The organism is Kitasatospora sp. NPDC087861, from assembly GCF_044742585.1.
Lineage (GTDB): Bacteria > Actinomycetota > Actinomycetes > Streptomycetales > Streptomycetaceae > Kitasatospora.
This window is the reverse complement of record NZ_JBIUUS010000003.1, coordinates 440,318-457,211: the sequence shown is the minus strand read 5'-3', so window position 1 is coordinate 457,211 and position 16,894 is coordinate 440,318. Positions and strand designations below refer to the sequence as shown.

The window sequence follows — 16,894 nt, the reverse complement described above, 5'->3', positions numbered from 1 at the left end:
CCTCGGTCGGCCGTGGGGAGAGGAGGCGATCAGTGCCTCGGGGCCGTCGCGGCAAGCCGTGCGGCCGCCGTCAGGGTCCGCAACGGTCGTGTCGCGGCTGCTGGTACGGGTCCTCGCCGTTGTGACCTGCGACCGGTGACCTGCCCCCTCGGAGGCACGGCAGGTCCACGATCAGTTGGAGGTCGCGTTGCGGCGCTTGGGTCGGGGGTTCGCCCCGGTGGCCGGCGTCCAGGTCAGGCCCGCACGTCGGGCTCGGCGCCGAGGGCGGCCGCGCGAGCCTGCAGGTCCCGCAGTGCCGTGTGGGCGATCTCGGTGTAGGGCTGCCGGTTCTCCGGGTCCGCCCAGCGGGCGAAGGCGGTGCTGAAGGCGAGGACGCCCAGCTCGGAGGCCAGGTGTGCGGTGGTGTCGTCGGCTCCGCGTGCTCGCAGGGCGTCGGCGATGGCGGAGCTGAGGCCGGCGCGCTTGAGGAGCTCACGTTCTCGGAGTTCGCAGGTGGCGGCGATGAGCGCCCGGCGCTGAAGGGCGAGGTCGTGGCGCTCGGGCGTGAACGCGGGGGCGGCGGAGTCCAGTGCCGCGGCGAGGCAGGCGGCGATGGTCGCCGTGGGTGCACTGGCCCGGATCGCGTCGCTGAAGCGTTGCGCCAGCATGTCCTGCCCGCCGAACAGCACTTCTCGCTTGTCGGCGTAGTGCCGGAAGAACGTGCTCTTGGTCAGCCCCGCGCGGTCCGCGATCTCGTTGACGGTGGTGGCGTCGTACCCGCGCTCGGCGAACAGCGCCAGCGCGGCGCGCTCCAGGCGCTCCCGCGCGTTCGGTTCCCATCTGGCCATGGCGACATCCTAAGTGATGACACCCAGTCCCATCACGAGCTACGGTGAAAGCAGTGACGGGACCAACTCCCATCACCTGACCCGGCCGGGCCCTGCCCTGCCGTGCCCCCACCACACCCCATGGAGTCACCGTGCGCGTCTTCATCACCGGCGGAACCGGCCTCATCGGCTCGGCCGTCGTCGCCGAACTGCTCTCCGCGGGACACTCGGTCACCGCCCTGGCCCGCTCCGACGCCTCCGCGGCGCACGCCAAGGCCGCCGGCGCCGAGGTGCTCCGCGGCGCACTCGCCGACCTCGCCGTGCTGCGAGCCGGCGCGGAGGGGGTCGACGGCGTCGTCCACCTCGCCTTCAGCAACGACTTCAGCTCACCCGAGGCCCTGGCCCAGGGCATCGCCGAGGAGGCCGCCGCACTCGCGACGCTGGGCGCCACCCTCGTCGGCACGGACCGCCCGCTCGTCACCGTGGCCGGCACGCCCTACCTGCCGGGGCGCGCTTCCACCGAGGACGACGCTATGCCGACCGAGGGGCCGGTCGCCGGCCGCAGCCGGTCGGTGACCCGTGCGCTCGAACTCGCCTCGCAGGGCGTGCGCAGCTCGGCGGTACGGCTTCCGCGCACGGTCCACAACGAGGGCCGGGGCGGGTTCGCCGGGCTGCTCACCGACATCGCCCGCCGTACCGGCGTCGCCGGGTACCCCTCGGACGGCGCGCAGCGCTGGCCGGCCGTCCACGCGCGGGACGCCGCCGTGCTGTTCCGGCTCGCCCTGGAGCAGGCCCCGGCCGGAAGCTCCTGGCACGCCGTCGCCGACGAGGGCGACGCGGTCCGCGACATCGCCGCGGTCATCGGCCGACGGCTCGGCCTGCCCGTCGAGTCGGTACCGCAGGAGAACTTCGGCCCCCTCGGCGCGATTCTCGCGGCCGACCAGCCCGCGTCCAGCGCCCGCACCCGCGCCGCCCTCGGCTGGCAGCCGACCCACCCGAGCCTGCTCGCCGACCTGGAGAACATCGAACCCTGAGACGCGCCCGGACGGCCACGCGCGTGGGGCCTGGCGGCGATGGGCGACTTCCCGGGCGGGGACGAACCACCCCAGACGTTCGAGGAGTACGACCCCGAGTGGGCCCGCGCGTCCCGGGCCCACTGGGGTGTACTCGGGGCCGCCGGGAGCGCGCTCACTCGCGGTAGACGGTGGTCGCGATCCGGACGAACGAGCTGATCAGTGGGTTCGGGTCGCCCTCTTTCCATGCTGCGACCATGCGGCTCGGCGGCATGTCGGTCAGCGGCACCACGGTGAGGCCGTGCGCCGGTTCGTGGTCCAGGAGGGTCATGCCGACCGTGCTGTTCCACAGGACGGCCTGTCGGCATTCCTGGACGGCGCGCACCACCGGGCCCTCGCGGGGCTCTCCGCCGTTCCAGTACGACTGCCAGTCGGGGTCGGTGCCCTGCGGGAACCGGAACCAGCGGCGGTCGGCCAGGTCGGCCAGCTTCAGGCCGTCATGGCGGGCCAGCGGGTCGTCGGCGCGCAGTAGTGCTCCGACCGGGTCGGTGCGCAGCTGGTGCACACTCAGGCCGGTCTCGTCGAAGGGCCCGCGGGTCAGGGCGATGTCGACCAGGTGGGCGTGCAGCCCGCAGGTGGGGTCGGTCAGGTCGGTCTCGCGGATGCGGACCTCGACGTGCGGGTGCCGGCGGCGGTAGGCGGCGGCCAGCCGGGTCACTGCCGGGTCGGTGCTGTCGCCCAGGAGGCCGACGGTGAGGGTCGCGGTGCCGGCTGCCGTGGCCACCCGGTCCTGTACCCGGTCGGCGTGGTCGAGCAGGGCGTGGGCCTCGTCGAGCAGGACCGTCCCGACCGGGGTGAGGGTGACGCCGGCGGAGGATCGGTCGAACAGGGTGGCGCCGAGCTCGGTCTCCAGCTGCTTGATCGCCCGGCTCAGGGGCGGCTGGCTCATGTGCAGCCGCAAGGCGGCCCGGCCGAAGTGGAGTTCCTCGGCGACCGCCACGAAGTAGCGCAGCGTGCGTAGCTCCATGGCAGCGACGATACCCGCACGGTATCGAGATCCCGGAACGGGTCTTGGACACCCGCCGGGCCCCGGCAGTGGAATGAGGAGTATGAGTGACGAACCGAAAGCCAGTGAGCCGGGTGCCGACCCCGCCGTATCGGTGGTCGGTCCGGGCGACGGTGAGATGATCATCCTGGGCACTACGCGCCTGCGCGTCCTGGAGGACGGCAGCAACACCGGGCACCGCCTCGGGATCGCCGAGTCCGTCCTCGCCCCGCACACACCCGGACCGCCTCAGCACCGGCACGCCCAGCACGACGAGGGCTTCTACGTCATCTCCGGCACCGTGCGGTTCACGGTCGGAACGAAGCACTACGACGCGTCGGCGGGCACGCTCGTGATGGTCCCGCCCGGAGCCCCGCACACCTTCGCCAACCTGACCGACCAACCGGCCGTCATGCTCAGCACGTTCACGCCGGACCTGTACGTGCAGTACTTCCGGGACCTGCAGGACATGATCGCCGCCGGCCAGGCACTGACCCCACAGGCGAACATCCGGACGATGAGCCGCTACGCCACCGAGCCCGCCACTGAGTTCGCCGAGCGGCCGGAGGGATGACGAGGCCCACCTGACCATGCCGGACCCGCACTGCCGGGGCGGACTTCGCCGGTGCTGCCCTGGTGACGGGTGGTCACCTACACCTGGTAACCATGGATTGGGACTCATGAACGTCGCCTACTGGATCGTGGCCGGCCTGCTCGCTCTCTTCTCCCTCTACGGGGGCGGAGTGAAGGTGGTCCGCAGCCGTGAGCAGCTCCGGCCGATGATGGCCTGGGTGGACAGCACCCCGATGCCCGCCGTCCGGGCCATCGGGATCATCGAAGTGCTCGGCGCCATCGGGCTGATCCTCCCGCCACTGACCGGCATCGCTCCCTGGCTCGCCCTGGCCGCCGCCGTCGGCTTCGTGGTCCTGCAGCTCGGCGCGACCAGGGTCCACCTGAGGATGGGCGACCGCCAGATCGCCCTCAACATCACGCTCCTTCTCGCAGCGGCCGTGACCGTCCGGTTGGCCACGACGTGGCTGTGACCCCAGGAAGATCGAGCTCTCAGGAGGTTTCATGGCATCGATGACCACGGGTTTCACCCATCGGCGGGTGCCCTCGCCCGCCGGCCGGATGCACCTGGTGGAGCAGGGCAACCTGACCGTGTCCAGCCCTCCGCGGAAGGCCGCAGAGGCGGCGCTCGCCCCGTCTGGCTCGGCCTGGTGGACGACCCCGGCACCACCCGCGAGATCACCGCCTGCGTCAAGGCGGGTGGCCCCGGTCTCGCCGACCCACCCGACACGCCGGGCTTCGAACGGGCCGTAGCGATCGGCCACGACGGCCGTACCTCAGCTCTCGGCCGCAAGAGCCGCCCCGGGCACCGTGGTCACGTCCGAGGCCGTGCCCCATGGGCGGCCCGCGTTCGGCAGGTGCCGACAGCAGGTGCCGAGCACGGTTGCGTGAGTCGTCGCGAAGGGGCTGCGAGTCCGACTACCGGACCTGGTTCACCATGTCCTGCACGGCGTTGACGACCACGTCCGGCCGGTCGGTGGGGATGTCGTGCGAGCTGTTCTCGGCGACGACGAGGTGCCGGTTGGGTGCGGCGTCCACGAAGTCCTGTTGGGCCTGGCGCCACAGCTGTGCGTCGTCGGGTGTCGGGAACGGAGTCTGGGAGGAGACGATCGCGGTGGCCGGGACGCTCCGGGGCCAGACAAGCTTGTGGTACGCGAGGTGGACGGGGCCGTAGTCGGCGGCCTCGGCGAGGAGTTGGCGGGTTGCCCGGGTCTGGGGGGCTTGCCGGAGCGCGTCGAGCTGAGGGGTGTTCGCGGCGACGAGCTTGGCGGTCTCGCTGTCGGTGAAGAACTGCGGGAGGTTGGCGTCGACCAGGACGGCGCCGGCGATCCGGTCCGGGTGCTGCTGGACGAAGGCGGTGGCGATTTCGCCGGCGAGGGAGTGGGAGACCAGGACGACGTTCTTGGTGATTCCGAGCTGGGTGAGGCCGGCGGCGAGGTCGGCGGCGGCGTTCTGGGCCTTCCACGGGCCGGGTGCGTCGTCGCTCTTTCCTTCGCCGGTGCGGTCGTACGTGATGACCTCGGACCCGGTGTTCTTGGCGAGTTCGGGCGCGAGCTTGTTCCAGTACGAGGCGTCGAGTCCGCCGCCGGCGTCCAGCACGATGGCAGGGAGGCGGCCGGGTGTGACGTAGAAGGCCAGCTTGTGGCCTTCGTTGGTGATCATGTGGAGCGAGGGCTCAACGGCAGCCGCCGTGGAGGAGGTCGCGCCGGGGGTGGTCCCGGTCGTGGTTGTGGCCGGGCGCGGGTCCTGCGTCTTGGCCGTGCCGCAGGCGCTGAGGGTACCGGCCGTGACAGTGACGCCGGCCAGGGCGAGCGCTGCGTACCGGAGCCGGCGGCGAGGTGTGGTGGGGACGGCCACGGGAGTACCTTTCGCGAGGGACGGACCGCCGATGCGCGGGGATCCGGAGTCGTCGGCAAGTCTGCTGACATGAGGGTCTTCTGACACTCCCTAGCCTGCTCGTGCAATCCGCCTGGGTGCGATGGTGCGGGCCACCGGGGCCGCCGGGGGCTGGCCCTACCCTCAGGGAGGGGGTAACCGCCGCTTGGGGCGATGGGCCGCCTGGTGTGGGCTCGGTCGTCCGCCGTGTTCTGCAACAGCCGATGCAAGGCCGGACAGGCCGCCTGGCGGGCGGTGACGGACGTCCTGCCGGCCGGTGGCGTCGACCAGCGCGGAGCCTCGACCGGCTGAGGGCTCAGCCGCGCGCGCCCGGGTCGGCGGTCGTCCAAGGCCGACCCTCCTGAGACGCGCCCATCGGCCAGGGACCGGACCCCGGCAGACGTCCGTGTCGGGTGCCGCCGAGCGTACCGACGCTCACTCCGTCCGCCCAATGACGCTGAGATTCCACGGATTTGACGCTGCGGTTCGAGCGGGCCGGCCCCGTCCATCTGGCCGCGTGCGCCACGACTTCCGACCGCGTCGGCGACGTCGGGGACAACGCGCGCGATGTCCCCGAGGGAGGCGCTCTAGATCGGGAACCTGGGCTCGCCAGGGTGGTTGGGAAGGCGGTGGACTCGATTCACCAGCCCGTAGGGGCTGACGAGTTCGTCAAGCTTCAGCAGCCCACCGAGTAAGGTGGGCGACGGTATCGCGGTCATCTTTCTTCCCCCTGGTCCCAGTTGAAGAGTCGAGCAGTGAGTAGCGCGAGGAGAACGGCCGAGCCCGCCAGGACCAGCCAGTCCACGGCGAGGCCGTGCAGTGACGGCGCGCCGGTGAAGGCGTGGCTCAGCGCGTCCACCAGGTAGGTCGTCGGAAACGCCTGGGACACAGCGCGCAGCGGGCCGGGCATCAGTTCCATCGGCAGGAACAGTCCGTTGAGCATCATGGTCACCGGCATCAGCAAGCCCAGGAGGCCGTTAGCCACCTCTGCGTTGCGCATCCTGGCGGCGACCAGGTAGCCGAGGCCGAACAGCATCATCGCGCCCAGCAGTCCGCTGACGAGTACGGGGAGTGCATCTTTTGGCGCAAGGTACCCGCAGATCGCCGCAACTACCTCCACCAGCACGACCTGGGCCATGACCAACCCCAGGCGAACCGGCGCCTGGGCCAGGATGAAGGTTCGTCGCTCCAGGGGGGTGGTGCCGAGCATCCGCAGGGTGCCGCGTTGGCGCAGGCCGATCAGCGGTGTTGCCGTGCCGTAGAAGGCAGCCGACATCAGCGCGATGATCAGCATGGTGGGCAGAGCCGCCTTCACCGGGTCGAACGGCACTCCGCCGTCCGGCGTGCGGAAGACCGAATGGGTTGCCGCACCGGTGCCCTTGTCGAGCGCGTTGCGCATCCCGCGCACCACCCCGAACTTGCCGGCGTCGACCGTGACAACCGGTCGGCCCTCCTCAGGCTGGACGACCGCGTCGTAGCCGCCGAGCGCACGGGGCTGGCCCGGCAGCGCCTGGTCCAACTCCTTCACGGTGAGGCCCTTGACGTGGTTGAGCCGGTCGACCACTTGATACTGCCCCGGCCCCGGAGCCACCGCGACGTGGTACGAACCACCGCTCGTGACGAATCCCATTCCGAGGAACAACGCCATGAAGAACAGTGGGAAACCGAGGACAAAGAATGCGGTCTTCCCGTCGCGGAAAAGCTCCCTGAAATTCGTCCTCACCAAATTGGAGAACGTCGATTTACGAGGATGCATCCGCTCCGCCTGTGTGATCGCTGCCGGTTTCCTTGGAAGCCGAGGCAACCAGATTCCTGAATACCTCGTCCAGTCCCCCGTGTGCAACAGAAAGGTCGATCGCATTCAGTTCGGGAGTGGAGGCGACGTGCTTGAGAACGACATCGCTCTGTCTGGTGCTCACCTGCACCGCGAGGCACCCGCCGCGGGATTCCGTCTGCACGGTGGTGACCCCTGGAAGCGTACGGACGGCAGCCAGCGAGGTGGGCGAGTCGGTGGTGAAGGAGATCGTGCTGAGGCCGCCGAGCTCGCGGACGAGTTCCGCAGGGGTGCCCGAGGCGACCACCTTGCCTGCGACCAGCACAGCTACCCGGTCACAGAGCTGGGCGGCTTCGTTCATGTCGTGGGTCGTCAGCAGGACGGACCCGCCGGCTCGCCGGTGTGTCCGGATCACGTCCCACAGGAGCACACGTGCCTGCGGGTCGAGGCCTGCGGCGGGCTCGTCCAGGACGAGCAGCTTCGGTCGGCCGACGATGCTGACCGCCAACAGCAGTCTGCGCCGTTGCCCGCCAGACAGCGCTTTGACCTTCTGACCCGCCTGTTCGGCCAGCCCGACACCGCTGAGAACCTCGTCGACATCCATCGGCTGGGGGTAGAACGAGGCCCACAGCTCGACGGTCTCCCGTACTTTGAGCTGCGGGAACAGGGCGCCCGCGTCGGAGAAGTTGAACTCGGAGCTGATCTCGCGGATGCCGTCCTGGGTGAACAGGAACAGGCGGAAGACGTAGTGCGAGTACCGCCACGGGCCGCCCCTGACCCGACCTCGTTTGTAGGAAGGGGCTGGGGCCACCAGGATGGTGTGGGTGATCAGGTCGCGCCAGGTGAGCCGGTGGTGCCGGAGCGCTTCATCGACGAACGAAGTCTTGTCGCAGGTGAGCCGGGTCTCCATTTCCAGCTCGCTGGGGCGCGTGGCGTCCAGGAACGACTGCCAGCGCTGGTGGGCGATCTGTCGCGCGGTCAGTTGTTCCTGGTACTCCTGGGTCTCGCGGATCAGTCGGTACTCTTCGCGCCTGACCTCCAACCACCGGGAAGCGGCCGCGTGCCCGGACCAGGCCGCACCGAGCGCGGCCAGAAACACCCACAGCGGCCGAGGTTGGGCGGCACCCGAGACCGCCGTGCCGAACGCGGCCAGGGCCGCGGCGCCGAGAACGGCGAGGGCCGCTACGGGTCAGGGCCTTCGTCCTGCCCGGGGTCTGCTCCTGGCGGTGCTGGAACAGGGTACCGTCGTTGTGGCGGTTCCGGGCGTCCTCGGCGAGGTACCGGATCAGCCAGTTGACCCGCTCCACACCGATCCGGCTCTCCCGGTAGAGGTCCGCGATCTCTGCCGCGAGGCTGCCGCGGACCTGAGCGGTGTGGGCGAGCCAGGCGTCCGGGGTGAACCCGTAGGGCGTGCGAACGCTGAAGTAGTGATCGAACGAATGGCGGACGCGGTTGGTGAACCCGTCCTCGGCGGAGGCGGGACCGCGCGTGTGCGGGACGCGGGTCACGGCCGTGAGGTCCAACCGGGGTTCCTGGCCCCACCACCGGACGCCGAAGCGGGCCGCAGTCAGACCCGCGCCGAGCGCCACCGGTAACTCGACGATCGCCTTGGCCGGATCCGCGATCAGTGCCAAGGCCCAGAGGAGCACGCTGCTCACGACGAACAGGACCGCCCGGACCGGGAGGGCCGCCTTGGCGGCGGCAGTGGTGCTCGGGCGGGGCGGAGCGGCCCGCGCCCCGATCGGGGCGGGCTCGAAGTAGGCCCAGACCCGCCGGCTCCGGTCGTTGCCGAAGCGCTCCGCCCTGGCCCGTTCGCGGGTCTCCGCCCACAGGTCGTCCTTCAGTCCTCCGGTGAGCATGAGGTCGAGGTGGCGGAGGATCGCGTCGTGCTGGCGGAGCGGCAGGTCTTGCAACTGCTTCAGCACGGGGCCGGTCTCGCCGCTTGCGCTGCTGAGCACCGCCAGCAGGTCGAAAGTGACGCGCAGGGCTTCCTTCCACTCGTCCTCGGCGCAGGTCCGTACGAGCTCGGAGGTGTAGCGCAGCCAGTGGACCTCTTCGGTGCTGAGGTCGTGGTAGGTGCGTGCGCTGAGTACGGCGAGCACCAAGTGGAAACGAACCTCTGCGCCGTCGTACCCGTGGGCGATCGCATCGGTGATCATTTCGCGGGCGCGGCTGGGGATGCCGTCCTCCAGGAACCGCACGCCCACCCTGTACTTCTCCTGCGGCGAGGCGTCCGGGTGGACGAAGTAGACGTTGGAGTTGTGTACGGTCTCGGCCTGGATCCCGACGGTGGAGTCGTAGGCGGCCGAGTTGTACGCGGCACCGTTGCTGTGGCTCATGCCAGGTCACCGGCCGCGGCGATCATGGCAGCCAGCTCGGCCACCAGTGCGGGGCACTCCGCGACCAGTCCGCGCAGCCTCCTGAGCGTCATGGCCGTCCGCTTCGACGAATCAGGGGTGTTCCTCCCGGCCGACCGGAGGGCGGAGTCCAGATCGGTCAGGGCCTCTCGGTAGGTGTCCTCGTCGAGGGCGCCCTCGGCGTGGTGACGCCCCAAGTGCTCGCGGAAACCGTTCAGTTCCGAGATCAGGTCCGTCGGCCCGGATGCCTTCGGGGCCGCGTTCATGTGGACGCTACTGCCCGTGACCGAGCCGGCCATGATGCCGACCGTGCTGTTGTGGGCGGTGTTGCTGACGTGTCGGTCGAGCCGGTCGGCCGAATGGACCCTGTCGTCCCGGGGCACGGCGGTCTCCTCCTGTTCCCCCACCAGTTCCACCGCCAGCCGGGTGGCGAACGCCGCCGCGTTCGCCGCGGCCCGCGGCTGCCAGCTGCGGTCGTCCGCGCTGTTCTTCGTACCGTCCGCCCGGTCGCTGATCCCCCGGATGATGGCCGCACAAGAAGGGGGGTGGTGGGGATTGCTGTGCCGCTCGACCCCGCAGCCGCGGCGCGTGCGGCGGGACCGCACGGATCGACCGGCTGGCACCGACCCCACCGGTCCGTTCCGGTTTCGGGGTTCCCGCGGCCGGTGCTGCGATACTGCCCACATGGTGAACCGCCTGGCCGATGCCACCTCCCCGTACCTGTTGCAGCACGCCGACAACCCGGTCGACTGGTGGCCGTGGGGTCCGGAGGCGTTCGAGGAGGCGAGGCGGCGCGGGGTGCCGGTGCTGCTGAGTGTCGGGTACGCAGCCTGCCACTGGTGCCACGTGATGGCGCACGAGAGCTTCGAGGACGCCGGGCTCGCCGGATACCTGAACGAGCGGTTCGTCGCCGTGAAGGTGGACCGGGAGGAGCGGCCGGACGTCGACGCCGTCTACATGGAGGCGGTGCAGGCCGCGACCGGCCAGGGCGGGTGGCCGATGACGGTGTTCCTCACGCCCGGCAAGGAGCCGTTCTACTTCGGCACCTACTTCCCGCCGCAGCCCCGGCACGGCATGCCGTCCTTCCGGCAGGTCCTGGAAGGCGTCGACGCGGCCTGGCGGGAGCGGCGCCAGGAGGTCGCGGAGGTCGCCGGGCGGATCCGGGCCGACCTCGCCGAGCGCGCCGCCGTCTACTCCGCCGGCGCCCACCACCCGCCCGCCGACGCGGATCTGCACCAGGCGCTGGTCGCCCTCAGTCGGGAGTTCGACCAGGCCCGCGGCGGCTTCGGCGGCGCGCCCAAGTTCCCGCCGGCCATGGTCGTCGAGTTCCTGCTGCGCCACCACGCCCGCACCGGCTCCGAGGCGGCGCTGGAGATGGCCGTCCGCACCGGCGAGGCGATGGCCCGCGGCGGCATCCACGACCAGCTCGGCGGCGGCTTCGCCCGGTACACGGTCGACGCCGACTGGGTGGTGCCGCACTTCGAGAAGATGCTGTACGACAACGCCCTGCTGCTGCGTGCCTACCTGCACCTGTGGCGCGCGACCGGCTCCCCGCTGGCACGCCGGGTGGCGCTGACCACCGCGGACTTCCTGCTGCGCGAACTGCGCACTCCCGAAGGCGCGTTCGCGTCCGCCCTGGACGCCGACAGCCTCGACGAGGAGACCGGGCAGTCCACCGAGGGCGCCTACTACGTGTGGGAGCCCGGCCAGTTGGTCGACCTGCTCGGGCCGGCCGACGCGGCCACCGCCGCCCGGCTGTTCACGGTCACCGCCGACGGCACCTTCGAACACGGCACCTCCGTCCTCCAACTCCTCGCCGACCCCGAGGACTTCGCCGAGTACGAGGCCATCCGCGCCCGACTGTTCGAGGCCCGCGCCCAGCGGCCCGCCCCGGCCCGTGACGACAAGGTCGTCGCCGCGTGGAACGGCCTGGCCATCGCCGCCCTCGCCGAGACCGGCGCCCTGCTGGAGCGCCCCGACCTCGTCGAGGCCGCCGAACGCGCCGCCGACCTGCTGCTCGCCGTCCACCTCACCCCCGACGGCCGGCTGCTGCGCACCTCCCGCGACGGCCGGGCCGGCACCAACGCGGGCGTCCTGGAGGACTACGCCGACACCGCCGAAGGCTTCCTCGCCCTGTACGCCGTCACCGGCGAGGCCGCCTGGCTGCAACTGGCCGGCGGGCTCCTCGGCACCGTGCTCAAGCACTTCACCGACGAGGCCTCCGGCGCGCTCTACGACACCGCCGACGACGCCGAGGAACTCATCCGGCGCCCCCAGGACCCCACCGACAACGCCACCCCCTCCGGCTGGACGGCCGCCGCCGGCGCCCTGCTCACGTACGCCGCCTACACCGGCTCGGACCGGCACCGGACGGCCGCCGAGCGTGCCCTCGGCATCGTCGGCGCGCTCGCGTCGCGGGCCCCCCGGTTCATCGGCTGGGGCCTCGCCGTAGCCGAGGCGCTGCTCGACGGGCCGCGCGAGGTCGCCGTCGTCGGCCCGGCGGACGACCCGGCCACCGCCGCGCTGCGCCGGGCCGCGCTGCTCGGCACCGCGCCGGGCGCGGTCCTCGCCGTCGGCTCGCCCGCGGACGGGGACGGCGAGGTGCCGCTGCTGGCCGACCGGCCGCTGGTCGGCGGAGCGCCCGCCGCGTACGTCTGCCGGCACTTCGCCTGCGACGCGCCGACCACTGACCCGGCGGTGCTGGGGGAGCGGCTGGGCGTCGCGGTCGAGTAGGGCCGGCGTGTCGGGCAGGGCCGACCCGGCGGGTGGGGCCGGTCGGTCGGGCGGGGCCGGCCCTAAATCGCTGGTGGTGGGGGTCGGCCGGGGCGAGAATGGGCCATGACCTGGACGTTCACCACCTCCCTCGACGACTTCCGCGCCCACGCGGGAGACTTCCTCGCCACCCACCCGGTCCAGAACACGGTGCTGCTCACCGTCGTGCACCGGCTGGCCGAACGCGGCCCGGACGTGTTCGGGGAGCGGCCGCCGGTCTTCGGCTGGTGGCGCGGCCCGGCGGGAGGTTCGGCGGGCGGTCCGGTCGAGGGCGCCTTCCTGCGGACGCCGCCGTTCGGCCCCCGCCTCTCCGTCATGCCGGAGGCCGCTGCCGCGGAGCTGGCGATCGAACTGGCCGCCGCCGGAGCCGAGTTCACCGAGGTGTCCGGAGTCGGCGGGGGCGCGGACGCGGTCCGGGCCTTCGGCGCGGCCTGGACCGCCGCCACCGGCGCCGGCCAGTCCGTCCGTTTCAGCGAACGGCTGTACCGGCTCGACGAGTTGACCGACCCGCCGCGCCCCCCGGCCGGCCGCCACCGGTCCGCTGCGCCGGACGACCGCGACCTGGCGATCCGCTGGTACGAGGAGTTCCTGGTCGAAGCCGGTGTCGATCTGCCCAACATCCCCCAGGCCGTCGACGACCGCATCGCCTCCGGCCATCTCCACCTCTGGGAGGACCGGGGCCGCCCGGTCGCACTCGCCGGCAGCAGCCCGGTGATCGCCGGGATGTCCCGCATCGGCCCCGTCTACACCCCCGCCGATCAGCGCGGACGAGGCTACGCCAGCGCCGTCACCGCCGCCGCCTCCGCCCACGCCCTCGCCGAGGGCGCCACCGAGGTGCTCCTCTACACCGACCTCGCCAACCCGACCAGCAACTCCATCTACCAGCAGATCGGCTACCGGCCGGTCGAGGACTGCCTGATCCTGGACTTCCAGGCGTGACGCATCCTCACGCGTGGTCGACCGGGTGCCCGCCGACGACCTTGGTGTTGAAGGGGTCGGCGGCGGCGGTACCCGTGGGCCTCGGCAGGTGGTCGGCGTTCCGGTAGGTCTGTGCGCAGGTGAGGAGGTTCCCACCGGCTGACTTCATCTCGTTCGTGAGGTCGTCCAGCAGCTTCTTCCAGGCCGCACCGCACCCCTGCAACGCCGGACCGCTCTGCCAACCCGCCAGCCCCCCGGCCGCCTTGGCAGTCGGATCCGCCAACTTCGCCGTCTCGTCCGGGACTTTCCCGGCCACGGTCAGCGCATTGGTGCCCGCAGCCGTCAACTCGCCCGGCTTGACGGTGAATCCTGGGTCGCTCGCCATCGTGTCCCCCCGGACTGTCGGTGTCGGCCGTGGGAGTTATGGTAGCCCTGAGTGCATTGGGGAGTGCCTGAGGGTGACGGGGGATGAGGGGATGGACCTCGCAAGCCTGAAGAACGCCAGACCGGCGGACCTGTACGTGGTGGCGGACGCGTACGACGCGCTGGGCAAGGCGTACGGGCAGCACGCCACCGACTGGAAGGGCGGCACCGCGGACCGCGTCCACGGGTCCGGGTGGAGCGGACCGGCGGCGGCCGCCGCGATCCCGGTGCTGGACGGCGTCACCGGCAAACTGGGTGCGGCGGCGACCGAACTGCACTGCATCGCCGCGGAGTTACGGGACTGCGCAGACTCCCTCACGCTCGCCCAGGGCAAGCTCCGCCAGGCGCTCGCCGACGCGCAGGCGAAGGGCATGTCGGTCGGCGACGACGGGGCGGTGAGCTGGCCCCCGGCGAGCAGCCCCTTCCAGAGCACCGACTGGGAGGCCAAGCAGAAGGCGGCGGCCGAGGACATCGGCAAGCGGATCGGCGCGGCGCTGGCCGAGGCCGCCCGGGTCGACCAGGGGCTGGCCGGCGAGCTCAGGAAGTACACCAGCCACGCCACTGACAAGTCCGGCCTGGACGCCAGGACCGCGAGCGCGGACGTCTACCTGCTGCAGTTCGGCGAGGCGGCCAACCCCAGCTGGCAGCTGAACATGCCGGGCAAGGACGCCACCCCGACGGACGTCAACTCCTGGTGGAAGGGGCTCGGACCGGACGGGCAGCAGTGGTTCCTCAGCCACCACCCGGAGGTGCTCGGCAACCTCGACGGGGTACCGGCTCAGGTGCGGGACCAGGTGAACCGGGCGCATCTGAACTCCCTGATGGACGATGTCATGAGGAAGCACAAGGACCATGTCCCGCTCACCCCCGACGAGAAGGACCTGTACGACCTCTACGGGCCCATCGTCAAACGGCTCGGCGCGGACGGGGCGGACCCGGAGCGCCCGCAGGTCTTCCTCCTCGGCCTCGGCAGTGAGGGCAAGGGCCGGGCGATCCTTTCGTACGGGAACCCGGACACCGCCACCAACATCTCCGCCTACGTGCCGGGGATCACCACCGACACCGCCAGTCTGGGGACGGAGGGCAATGTGCACGACGGGACCAACGAGGCGGAGAACGCGCTGAGCCTCTACCGCAGCGCGAGCAGGAAGGCTCCGGCCGGTCATTCGGTCGCCTCGGTCGTCTGGCTCGGCTACGACCCGCCGGGGGCCGACCTCGGGGCCGCGTCGACGAAGGCGGGCAAGGACGGGGCCCCGGCGTACGCGAAGTTCCTGAGCGGAGTACGGGCGAGCCACGAGGGCGCCCAGCCACCGCACATCACCGCGATCGGGCACAGTTACGGCTCGTATCTGGTGGGCCAGGCCACCGGACTCGCCACCCGGCCCGGATCGCACGACGCGCCTCCGGACGACGTGGTCTTCCTCGGCAGCCCCGGCGTCGGTGTGGACAAGGCCTCCGACCTCAAGCTGCCGCCCGGCCACGTCTGGGTCGGTGCGGCCGACAACGACGTCGTGACGCACGTTCCGTCCAAGTTCAGCATCGACCCGGACGAACGCTGGTACGGGCGGGATCCGGCGAGCAAGCACTTCGGCGCGAACCGCTTCACCGTCGACGACTGGAGCCGGGGCAACCCCGTCGACGCGCACACCAAGTACCTGACGGGTCGCGGCGGGCCCTCGCTGGACAACATCGCGGCCATCGTCACCGGCAGCGGCGACGTCAAGCAGGCGGGCGGGCGATGAAGCGGCCGCGCCGGGCGCTGGGATGTTCCGTCGTGGCGGTGGCGGTGCTGGCCACCGGGGCGGGACTGTTCTACACCGGCTACGGGCCGATGGCTCTGAAGGATCGGGGCGCCCCTCAGCTTCGCCCGGAGGAGGCGAAGGGGCAGCTCGACGACACCCTGCGGACGGCTGTGGGCGCGATAGCCCCGTCGCTGGCCTACTTCGGCAGCGCCTACGTCGTGGACCGCGATCCGGAGCACGCAGACGGTGAGCCGAGCCTGCTGTCCCAGGTCATGGTCTCGGCCAGGCTGCGGACGAAGGTGGCCCCGGCAAAGATGCCGGTGCTGCTGGACCAGCTGAAGCAGCTCTGGGGCGAGAAGTGCAAGTTTCAGGACGACATCGTCGGATCCGCGGCGAAGCGCTACGTCCAACTGAACTGCCCGGGGCGCGGTCAGGCAGGCTTCGAGCTCTTGGCGGTCAACACCCCGAGCGATCCGTTCTTCGATGTTTCGATAGGCGCAGAGGTGACCCCGGTCCGCTACCAGCCCGAGAAGGGCTACGGCCCCGCCCCGGTCGGCGGGCGGCTGACCGGGCACGAAGCCGGGCCCGACCTCGACGACCCGTACTGGTCGCACTGACCGCCGTCACTCCCAGTCCCAGCGGATCCCCAGCAGGCAGGGCCGCAGGGCCGTCGCGACGAGGTGGACGCAGTGGTGGCCGTCGAAAGTCAACTCCTCGGTCTCGTAGGGGGCTTCGCCGGGGGAGCGGAGGGCGAAGCGGTGGCAGCGGACGGGGAGGGCGGCGGGGTGGAAGGTGATCTGGAGGACGTACTGGCCGGCGCCGGAGTTGAAGCCGCGGACGTATTCGCAGCTGGGGTCGGGCGAGGGGGCGTCGTCGAAGCCGTAGCCGAGCAGGTGGGTGTCGCCGGCGCGTAGGCGGCGGTCGAGGAGGAGTTCGGCGACGAGCAGGTGGTGGGCCTGGTCGCGGCGGATGCGGCCGGGGCGGCAGTTCTCCTCGGCGCGGACGCCGACGCGGGTGATGTCGCTGCCGGGGTCGCCCTGGTAGAGGGCGAGGTAGCGGTCGATGCCGTCGCGGTGGGCGCGCAGGGCGTGTTGGGAGTCGCGGCGGGCGAGTTGGCGGTCGGGGCCGATGCGGACGCGTTCGATGTGGGTGATGGTGTGCAGGCCGGTGTCGCGGGGGCCGGCGATGGTGGCGAGCAGGTCGTCGACGGCGGTGGCGGGGGAGATGAGGTCGCGGTAGGGGCGTACGGGCGGGGCGGCGGGGGTGGTGTCGGCGGCACGGCGGGGGCCGAGCAGCCGGGTGAGGGAGTGTTCGGGGAGGTCGAGGACGTCTTCGAGGGCGGCGACGGCGCGTAGCGATTCGGGGCGTTCGGGGCGGCGGCGGCCCTGCTGCCAGTAGCTGAGGCTGGTGAGGCCGACGTGGATGCCGCGCAGCGCGAGGTGGCGGCGGATGCGGTGGAGGGCGAGGCCGCGGGTGGCGATGGCGGTGCGCAGGGCGAGGTGGAAGGGGCCGGTGCGCAGGGCGGCGGCGAGGTCGGCCTGGTCGGTGCGGTGGATGACGGCCTCCTGGGGGACGGGTGCGGGCAGACCGTGTTTGACC

Annotated in this window: 14 protein-coding genes and 3 pseudogenes; 8 read left to right on the top strand and 9 right to left on the bottom strand. The window is 71.6% G+C overall.

The features are described from left to right. Positions 1–233: 233 nt before the first annotated feature. Positions 234–827 carry a helix-turn-helix domain-containing protein gene (locus tag ACIOJE_RS07065; protein WP_400773894.1) on the bottom strand — a complete coding sequence of 198 codons (594 nt, stop codon included), beginning with the start codon at positions 825–827 and terminating at the stop codon, positions 234–236. 131 nt (positions 828–958) lie between these two features. Between ACIOJE_RS07065 and ACIOJE_RS07060 the strand changes: the two genes are divergently transcribed. After that, positions 959–1,840, top strand: a complete 882-nt coding sequence (locus tag ACIOJE_RS07060; RefSeq protein ID WP_400773891.1) for an SDR family oxidoreductase — start codon at positions 959–961, stop codon at positions 1,838–1,840. A gap of 154 nt (positions 1,841–1,994) precedes the next feature. Here ACIOJE_RS07060 and ACIOJE_RS07055 read toward each other — a convergent pair whose 3' ends face one another. After that, a complete protein-coding gene (locus tag ACIOJE_RS07055) occupies positions 1,995–2,846 on the bottom strand; it encodes a LysR family transcriptional regulator (RefSeq protein WP_280676536.1) in 852 nt (283 codons plus the stop codon). 82 nt (positions 2,847–2,928) lie between these two features. Here ACIOJE_RS07055 and ACIOJE_RS07050 point away from each other — a divergent pair, with 82 nt between their 5' ends. The 3 genes and pseudogenes from ACIOJE_RS07050 to ACIOJE_RS07040 all read left to right on the top strand — a co-directional run. Further along, positions 2,929–3,438 (top strand): cupin domain-containing protein, encoded by a 510-nt coding sequence (locus ACIOJE_RS07050; protein ID WP_400773888.1) that lies wholly within the window; start codon positions 2,929–2,931, stop codon positions 3,436–3,438. Between the two features lie 106 nt (positions 3,439–3,544). Continuing rightward, positions 3,545–3,907, top strand: a complete 363-nt coding sequence (locus ACIOJE_RS07045; protein ID WP_400773886.1) for a DoxX family protein — start codon at positions 3,545–3,547, stop codon at positions 3,905–3,907. A gap of 120 nt (positions 3,908–4,027) precedes the next feature. Then, positions 4,028–4,159: pseudogene (locus ACIOJE_RS07040) on the top strand ((2Fe-2S) ferredoxin domain-containing protein); the annotation flags it as partial. 193 nt (positions 4,160–4,352) lie between these two features. Here ACIOJE_RS07040 and ACIOJE_RS07035 read toward each other — a convergent pair. From ACIOJE_RS07035 to ACIOJE_RS07015, 5 genes and pseudogenes are all read right to left on the bottom strand, one after another. Then, positions 4,353–5,291, bottom strand: coding sequence for an alpha/beta fold hydrolase (locus tag ACIOJE_RS07035; RefSeq protein WP_400773883.1), 939 nt, complete (start codon positions 5,289–5,291; stop codon positions 4,353–4,355). A gap of 733 nt (positions 5,292–6,024) precedes the next feature. Further along, the gene (locus ACIOJE_RS07030; RefSeq protein WP_400773881.1) at positions 6,025–7,065 is read right to left on the bottom strand and encodes an ABC transporter permease; all 1,041 of its coding nucleotides are present in this window, start codon (positions 7,063–7,065) and stop codon (positions 6,025–6,027) included. Further along, the gene (locus ACIOJE_RS07025) at positions 7,052–7,750 is read right to left on the bottom strand and encodes an ATP-binding cassette domain-containing protein (RefSeq protein ID WP_400773947.1); all 699 of its coding nucleotides are present in this window, start codon (positions 7,748–7,750) and stop codon (positions 7,052–7,054) included. Before ACIOJE_RS07025 ends, ACIOJE_RS07030 begins: the two co-directional genes overlap by 14 nt. A gap of 6 nt (positions 7,751–7,756) precedes the next feature. After that, positions 7,757–9,422 (bottom strand): annotated as a pseudogene (locus tag ACIOJE_RS07020) (hypothetical protein); the annotation flags it as partial. Continuing rightward, positions 9,419–9,970: pseudogene (locus ACIOJE_RS07015) on the bottom strand (purine phosphorylase); the annotation flags it as partial. The pseudogenes ACIOJE_RS07015 and ACIOJE_RS07020, both read right to left, overlap by 4 nt. 154 nt (positions 9,971–10,124) lie before the next feature. Here ACIOJE_RS07015 and ACIOJE_RS07010 point away from each other — a divergent pair. Then, complete coding sequence (locus ACIOJE_RS07010; RefSeq protein WP_400773878.1) at positions 10,125–12,173, top strand: thioredoxin domain-containing protein; 2,049 nt, start codon at positions 10,125–10,127, stop codon at positions 12,171–12,173. 105 nt (positions 12,174–12,278) lie between these two features. Beyond that, positions 12,279–13,151: a GNAT family N-acetyltransferase gene (locus tag ACIOJE_RS07005; RefSeq protein ID WP_400773876.1), complete on the top strand. Its 873-nt coding sequence runs from the start codon at positions 12,279–12,281 to the stop codon at positions 13,149–13,151. 7 nt (positions 13,152–13,158) lie between these two features. Here ACIOJE_RS07005 and ACIOJE_RS07000 read toward each other — a convergent pair whose 3' ends face one another. Continuing rightward, positions 13,159–13,515: a hypothetical protein gene (locus ACIOJE_RS07000; RefSeq protein WP_400773873.1), complete on the bottom strand. Its 357-nt coding sequence runs from the start codon at positions 13,513–13,515 to the stop codon at positions 13,159–13,161. Positions 13,516–13,606: 91 nt separating this feature from the next. On the opposite strand from ACIOJE_RS07000, the gene ACIOJE_RS06995 reads away from it, so the two are divergent. Further along, the gene (locus tag ACIOJE_RS06995; RefSeq protein ID WP_400773871.1) at positions 13,607–15,295 is read left to right on the top strand and encodes an alpha/beta hydrolase; all 1,689 of its coding nucleotides are present in this window, start codon (positions 13,607–13,609) and stop codon (positions 15,293–15,295) included. A gap of 38 nt (positions 15,296–15,333) precedes the next feature. Next, positions 15,334–15,912 carry a hypothetical protein gene (locus tag ACIOJE_RS06990; RefSeq protein WP_400773868.1) on the top strand — a complete coding sequence of 193 codons (579 nt, stop codon included), beginning with the start codon at positions 15,334–15,336 and terminating at the stop codon, positions 15,910–15,912. Between the two features lie 6 nt (positions 15,913–15,918). Here ACIOJE_RS06990 and ACIOJE_RS06985 read toward each other — a convergent pair whose 3' ends face one another. Further along, on the bottom strand, positions 15,919–16,851 hold the full coding sequence (locus ACIOJE_RS06985; RefSeq protein ID WP_400773945.1) for a hypothetical protein: 933 nt from the start codon (positions 16,849–16,851) through the stop codon (positions 15,919–15,921). Positions 16,852–16,894: the final 43 nt, after the last annotated feature.